Origin of the sequence: Alistipes sp. CHKCI003, from assembly GCF_900021155.1 — a bacterium.
Classification (GTDB): domain Bacteria; phylum Bacteroidota; class Bacteroidia; order Bacteroidales; family Rikenellaceae; genus Alistipes; species Alistipes excrementavium.
The window spans coordinates 55,723-63,023 of record NZ_FCNT01000054.1 but is presented as its reverse complement, the minus strand read 5'-3'; the positions used below and the strand labels follow the sequence as shown (position 1 = coordinate 63,023).

8 protein-coding genes are annotated in these 7,301 nt (G+C 50.7%); all 8 read left to right on the top strand.

Annotated elements, in window-relative coordinates; all coding sequences use genetic code 11:
* Positions 1-191 (top strand): TolC family protein (locus BN3659_RS07270; RefSeq protein ID WP_171847730.1); only part of this gene is annotated, 191 nt, incomplete at its 5' end.
* Positions 181-2,058: a B12-binding domain-containing radical SAM protein gene (locus BN3659_RS07265; protein ID WP_141682530.1), complete on the top strand. Its 1,878-nt coding sequence runs from the start codon at positions 181-183 to the stop codon at positions 2,056-2,058. The genes BN3659_RS07270 and BN3659_RS07265, both read left to right, overlap by 11 nt.
* A gap of 7 nt (positions 2,059-2,065) precedes the next feature.
* Positions 2,066-3,334 (top strand): retropepsin-like aspartic protease, encoded by a 1,269-nt coding sequence (locus BN3659_RS07260; protein WP_091535729.1) that lies wholly within the window; start codon positions 2,066-2,068, stop codon positions 3,332-3,334.
* 108 nt (positions 3,335-3,442) lie between these two features.
* A complete protein-coding gene (locus tag BN3659_RS12855) occupies positions 3,443-3,667 on the top strand; it encodes a hypothetical protein (RefSeq protein WP_141427633.1) in 225 nt (74 codons plus the stop codon).
* A 411-nt stretch (positions 3,668-4,078) separates the two neighbouring features.
* On the top strand, positions 4,079-5,251 hold the full coding sequence (locus BN3659_RS07255; RefSeq protein ID WP_032135154.1) for an ATP-binding protein: 1,173 nt from the start codon (positions 4,079-4,081) through the stop codon (positions 5,249-5,251).
* 246 nt (positions 5,252-5,497) lie between these two features.
* Positions 5,498-5,629: a hypothetical protein gene (locus tag BN3659_RS13600; RefSeq protein WP_262480984.1), complete on the top strand. Its 132-nt coding sequence runs from the start codon at positions 5,498-5,500 to the stop codon at positions 5,627-5,629.
* A 34-nt stretch (positions 5,630-5,663) separates the two neighbouring features.
* Positions 5,664-6,155, top strand: a complete 492-nt coding sequence (locus BN3659_RS07250; protein ID WP_191442135.1) for a hypothetical protein — start codon at positions 5,664-5,666, stop codon at positions 6,153-6,155.
* 744 nt (positions 6,156-6,899) lie between these two features.
* Entirely contained in the window at positions 6,900-7,217 is a 318-nt protein-coding gene (locus BN3659_RS07245) for a helix-turn-helix domain-containing protein (RefSeq protein ID WP_032135162.1), read from the top strand.
* Positions 7,218-7,301: the final 84 nt, after the last annotated feature.

The window sequence follows — 7,301 nt, the reverse complement described above, 5'->3', positions numbered from 1 at the left end:
TCGCCTCGGCCGAGGAGGCCGCCCGGCAGATCGCACGCAAGTACGACCTCGGCGCCGCGACCGTAACGGACTACAACGCCGCGGTCTCCGCACAGGTCAAGGCCCGTTCGCAACTCTTGCAGGCCAAGTACGAATATCTGTTCAAAATAAAGACTTTAACCTATTACACGAACTGCTGCCATGGAGAATGAAGGACAGAAAACTAAAAAGCAAGTCATTTTAGGATGGGCGCCTCCCGCAAATGTTTATATGCCTTCGCCGGCTATGTCGGTGTTAAAAGCCTATCTCCAAAATTTCGGATACAATGTCTGCATCGAATATTGGAACCTTTATTTGCGGAAGCTCCAGAACGAATTTATGTGGAGTGACGGTACTTTGGCAGATGAAGGAGCCGAACATCTGTTGCTGTACTACAATTATTTGGCGATCAAACATAAAGACACTTGTGCATATAATCGACTGAAAGTTTTGCTGAAGGCTATCAAACCTCAGTATATCAATATGTCTCCTAATTTTTGGGATGAACATATGCATCAATATGCTCAAAAGTTCGAAGATCTGTTGAATGAAATCATAGATAAATACGATTTCGACAAAATTCTGTATTTCGGGCTGGAGGTAAATTTGTATCAATGGGTTTGTTCGAGTATTATCGCAGAAAAAATCAAAGAGAAAAATCCATCTGCAGTAATCGTTGTCGGAGGCATCGGCACCAAAGAAGCGGCGATTGCCTATTTGCAAAATTTCGCACAATTCGATATCGCTATGTGGGGCGAAGGCGAGATTCCGCTGCTTCATTTGACTGAGAAAATTTCCGAGGATAAAACGGATGAATTATCCTCGATAGGCAACATAGCGTACAGGGTAAATGGCGAAATTCTGACATCCCGAATACCTAATATGGAGTTCGCCGATTTATCGTCTAAAGCCCTCCGGCCGGATTATTCCGATTTTTTCGATAAGATGGACTGCTATGGTGTTCCCAAGCAATATGCATTGTTATCTTTTGAAAACAGTAGAAGCTGCCATTGGAAGAAATGTCATTTCTGCTACTTAAACATGGGTTATAAATTCCGGAAAAAAGATATAGCCGTCACATTGGATGAAATCGCCGATTCGGTTAAGAAGTACGGAATCTACAGAATTCAGTTTTTGGATAATGATCTTATCGACAATGACTTTGCTCGCTTCGACGCTTTCCTTGACGGACTGATGGAAATCAGAGAGCAGTATCCTCGATTATCCATCGATTTAGGTGAAATCATATCGCACGGAGTCAATGCACGGATTGTAAAGAAGATGGCTTTGGCTGGATTCAATCATGTGCAAATCGGATATGAATCTCCTTCAGACAATCTTTTACGAAAGATCGACAAGAAAAATACATTTTCCAGTAATCTCTTATTCATCAAGTTCGCTTATAAGTACAGAATTCATGTAAACGGAGCGAACGTTTTACGGGGCTTGATAGAAGAAACGGAAGACGATATAATCGAGAGCATTGACAATCTGCATTTTTTAAGGTTCTTTTATGCCGAAAACTTTTTCAAGCATAACATATCTCAATTAGCTGTAATCAAGTCCAGTCCATATTATAACAAGATAAAGGACGAATTGCCATACCGATGGGCTGAAAATCCGATGTCTATGCTTCTGCCACGAAATTACTTGCAGGCCGAGACCAAGATCATCCTTCTTGAACATCTGAAATTATCTCAGAATTTATTGTGGGATAAATTTATAGAAATCGAACATTATTATAAAAGCCAGCATTATTCCTATCTTTTCGTTTCCTACGATGATAAGGCTATATATAAAGAATACTGCAATGGAACACTGATAAATGAGTTGGAATTCGATACGCATTCGACGGAGTGGAACGTATTGCAAAAAGCCAATGAGGAAGTCATTTCACTCGCTGAATTGGCCAAAGAATGCCATATCGAGGAAAAGAGTCTCATTCCCATTATAGATGGGTTGTTTGCGGAAAGGCTGATTTTCCATAGCAGCGATTATTCGGAAATTGTTTCTGTCGTCGATATATCCACTTCAAAATGATAAAGCCATGGTTATTCGTAAAATCATCGGTCTGCTGTTCGCAGTCCTTCTGGCGCAAATCGGGGCCGCCCAAGAAAACCCGTATGACAATGCAATCGGAGAGGCTATCTCCCGAAGCGACTGGTTCGAAACGAGAGCCCGTTATGAACAGAGTGCCGACAGCCTGAGCGATTACATGCGGCTGTTCTCGGGGGCGCTGCTCGACCATAATTTCAACAATCCGGCGGGCGCCGTCGAGAAAATCCAGCACATGTACGATGAGTACAACGCCCAAATGGGCGGCAACTTTTTCTCATTGTTCTGGATGATGTCCGACAATCTGGCGAAACTCGGACACTTCAAAGCTGCCCACGATATTTGTACGAGCCTGCTTGCGCAAGGCCGGGACTATATGGACGAGGGGACGCGGACTGCTTTCGAGACCAATGCCGTCCTTTTCGGGCTGAAATCCCAGTGGCCTCGAATGGGTATATCGGATGCCGACGCGAATTACGACATACCGTTCGGCGTCGAAGACGAACAAATCAAATTCACGGCCGTCCGCGGCATGCAACGAATCGGAGCGATGCTCGACTCCGGAGGTCAGATGACGATCATCGATAAACAGTTGGCATCTCAGTTGGAATTGCCCATGTCGGCGGATTCGATCCGATTCAACGAAACGCGGTGTCCTCTCGCATTGCTCGACACCCTGCGATTGGGAACAGCCGTGTTCGTCCATGTTCCGTGCGTGGTTCTGCCGCTCGGAGATACGGGCGTTACGGATTGCGGTCTTATTCTCGGAAACGACATATTGCAACTCTTCTCCGAAATCGAACTGGACTACGAACTTCGGAAATTGCATTTGAGATCCCGGACGGTCTCTTCGCCCGACGCTCCCCGGAACCTGATGCTCAACAAAGTGCCTTACATTCGGGTCGAACTGGACGGAATCCCCGCAACGATGGTTTGGGATACGGGAGCCTCGAAATCGTCCGTCGAACCGGAATTCCATGAGGCGCATCGCAACCGGCTTCCGCCGTTGCAGGCACACGGACGCAAACGCGGAAAAACCGCGACCGGATATAATCCGGTACTCGAATACGCCATACTGCCGCAGATGGAACTGACGATCGGGGATAAAACGGGTGTGATGACTAACCTGTATGTAATCGAAGATATGCCCCATTCCCAGTTGATGGGAATACCCTTCGACGGAACATTGGGTGTACTGCCTCCCGCTGAATTCAAACAATTGACGATCAACTTTCAGGAAATGTATTTTGTCGTAAATTGATATACGGGGTGGGCTCCCGTATATTAAAGCTATAATTTTTTATAACTAAAAATTTAAAGAGCCTTAATAGTTCAGACAGTACGCAAATAAACTAAAACTTAAACTGCTATGAAAAAGAAATTCAATTTATCGCTACAAGATCAGCAGAACCTTTTTGATCGAATTTCAAGAAGGGAAAGCGGGGAGATTTCAGGCGGTAATATCGATCAACAGCAAAGCACCATCGTCAACAAACCGCCGGAAGGAAATTATTCATTCAATTATGATCCTCCTCCCAACAATTTTAATAATAGGATAAGCCCGGGGACGGTGGGTCATACTCACAGATTCTAATTTCCCAAAATGCAATTCATCCCCGCCAAAAATACTTTTGACGGGGATGATTTCATAAAACAATCGGGTTCGAAACATGGGCTGTCTCAGCAGATGAAGACGGGGCGTATCAGGTAGCGTCCCGCAATGTCTTGTCCGTATGGAGAATACGTTCAGGGTGAACTACGACCGTATCAAGGCCGAAGCCGTGAAGATCGCAGCGAAGGAACTCCGACGTCTGCGCGACGCCCCGTGCCGTGCAAGCTGCTGCCACTGGAATCGCTCCGAAAGTGCAACCCTTTTTCATGGAAAGTCAGTCCCGTCGGATGCGGAAGCGAGGCTGCCGTATAAACCCATCTTTTTTGCATAGGAATTGCATTATACATCGTGCAATTTTGTTATCTTTGTGCAAAACGGACAAAGCAAGTAAGTATGGATACTTTGATAAGAACCTTCCGGACGCGGCTTCAGAACACGCCGACCGAATATGTGCGCGACATTCACGACAAGATTTTGTGGGAGAGCCGCCTTGTGGCTATCCTCGGAGCGCGGGGCGTCGGCAAATCGACCCTCGTATTGCAGCACATCAAGCTGCACGAAGATGCGGCGGCCACGCTTTACGTGTCGGCCGACGACCTCTATTTCTCGACGCATACGCTCGTGGAGCTGGCCGGACAGTTCTATCGGGAGGGTGGCAAGGCGCTCTATATCGACGAGATACACAAATATAAGAACTGGTCCACCGAGATCAAGAACATCTACGACACCTATGCGACGCTGCGCGTGGGCTATACGGGTTCGTCCATCCTCGATCTGGAGAAGGGCGGGGCCGACCTGAGCCGCCGCAAGCTGGAATACCGCCTGCCGGGGCTCTCGTTCCGGGAATACCTGGCTATCGGCAAGGGCATCCGTATTCCCGCCCATACGCTCGAACAGGTCGTACAGAACAAGATCGACTTCCCCTATGCGGAACACCGTCCCGTGGCGCTGTTCAAGGAGTACCTGAAGGAGGGCTACTATCCCTATTTTCAGGAGAGCGGTTACTACCTCCGGTTGCTAAGCGTCATCAATCAGGTAGTAGATAACGACATTCCCGCGTTTGCCGAGATGACGACCTCCACGGCTCAGAAGCTCAAAAAGCTGCTTTATATCGTCGCGCAGAGCGTTCCTTTCAAGCCCAATTACTCGAAGCTGGCCCGCGACCTGAACATCAACCGCAACATGGTGGCCGATCTGATGGTTTATCTGGAAAAGGCGCAACTTATCAATATTTTGCGCGACGACACGCATGGGATCAGCGCGCTGGGCAAGGTGGACAAGATATACCTGAACAACACCAACCTCGCCTACGCCCTCTCGGACACGACGCCCGACGTGGGCAACGTCCGCGAAACGGTATTCCTTTCGTTGTTGGCTCCGGCGCAGACCATAACTTCTTCTTCGGTGGCCGACTTCCGGATCGGCGGGCTCACGTTCGAGGTGGGCGGCCGCAACAAGACGCAGAAGCAGATCCGCGACATCGGGAACGCCTACCTCGTGAAGGATGACATCGAGTACGGGCACCGCAACACGATACCCCTCTGGGCATTCGGACTGACCTACTGACCCTATACGCAGGGAATTGCGGTTACGACCGATCCGGATAACAGTCAGGGCAAAATTTTCCGGAACGAAGTCGGGTCGGCATATACTATACGACGGAGCGCAGCGCGAGAGATATATGCACGGATGCGGGTTTCGATGCCAGCGTCCCCTACCGCTGTATCGACAGAAACGGTCTGCCCTGCCGCAATGCGATAGCGGCCGATTCCGCACTCGTGCCGTTCCGGAACGGGCATCCGACGTGCGGGTATGCTTACCGGAGATGCTGCCGACAGAGCAGGCCGCACCCCTACCCGGCGGCAGACGAAGATGCTCCCCGCAATCGTCTCCTACTACGAACATCTGAACTATTTCAAGGCATACAGGCTACCGATCAAGTAGTTCTGAAAATCGCTGCAGAAAAAGTACTTATCCGATGGAAACAACGAGGATAATACGCGGCTCTACCCAAGAACTCCAGACTATTTACAGGATGAAAAATGAACCGATCATATCGACCGGAGGCTCCAGCATCCCGAATCCCCAACCGAAGACGACGGAGCGATACCGCGAGGTCGTCGAGCTCTATCGCTCGACCCGCCTCTCCTGCTGTGAAATCAGCCGGACGTGCAGCGTGAGTCTTTCCGGGCTGAAGGGACATATCTGCAAATACCACCGGCACCTGATGCTGGCGCGATACGATATTTCATGCGACAAGGAGGAGGCCGGAACTATCCGGCTCGGCCAGCTTCGAGGGCAGCAGCCTGCCACCCGTGCCGAATACAAGGAGGCGGTCGAGGCGTGCAGCAGCATGGATTACATCAAATACAACGTCTCGCAGATCGCCCGCCGCTTCGGGCTGGACGGCACGGGGAAGCACAGAAGCGGCGCAGGCGGGTACGAATCTGAAGCCGGCTTTCGGGCCTGAGAAAAACAAGGCAGCCATACCTTGCTTTACACTCCGTCGGTTTTCCGAGTCGCTGCACACGACCGGCTGCCGGAGCGTTCGCGGCAGAGCCGCGTTTATAGATCGGAGCCCCCCCCCAAAAAAAACCGCCTTGACGGAGGCTTCGGACAAGACCCGCTTCGGCAGTCGGGTTTCGGAGGTACGGCGGTGTAAGGCGGGATATAGTTGCCAAAAACAGATATAAAAGGCAGGCAGCGTACACAGATTCCGTACCGATCCCTTGCGGACGACGGCTCCGCAGCCAATGGCAGCGGGGATCGTTCCTGTATGTCCATACCATAGAAAGCCTTCGAGCGTATGTTCCGGAGGCTTTTTCGGTTCGCAGGGTGGCGGCGCTTCCGGAGCGCGGAGGGTTGCCGGAAGGAGCGGATTTCGGAGTGCGGACAGCCATTGCGGAGTTTTCCGTACCGGCCGTCCGAATAATTGCCGTTGCAATTCATCGCCGCATGCGACCTCCGTTCGTCCGACGAGGCGGGCGGATATGCGGGCGAGGCCGTTGATATGCCACCGCCACACGGCAGGCCGGGAGTGGCATGCTTCAATTTCCCCAGCAGGAGGGCTTCGATGCGTAAACGCATCGAAGCCCTCCTGCGTTTTTACCCGCCGGAACGAAGAACACCCGCGATACCTGCCGCGCGGCGATCTGTGCCATGCACCAGTAACGGAAGCACTACGAATCATTACGAATCAAAAAAATCAGAGATCATGTTACTGGAAAAAGAATATTTCGATATATGGATGCGCCGCATCATGGAGCGGCTCGAAGCAATAGAACAACGCCAGAAGCCGCCCAAAGCGCAGGAGTATCCGACGCTGGAGAATGGCGAGAAACTCTTCGACAACTATGACCTGTGCCGGATGTTGCACGTAAGCAAGCGCACGCTGCAACGCTACCGCTCGAAGTGCGGCCTAAAGTACCGGATGCTGAACCAGAAGGCTTTCTACAAGGAATCGGACGTGCAGGAGTTCATCCGCGACAATTTCGCTATGTTCGCCCGGCGCCGTGAAGACCAGCGTCCGTAGCGACTGAAAACCCCCACGCCGGATGAGCCGCGCTCATCCGGAAACAAAAACCTCCTGAGGGGTCGCTGGACTTCCGGCGGCCCC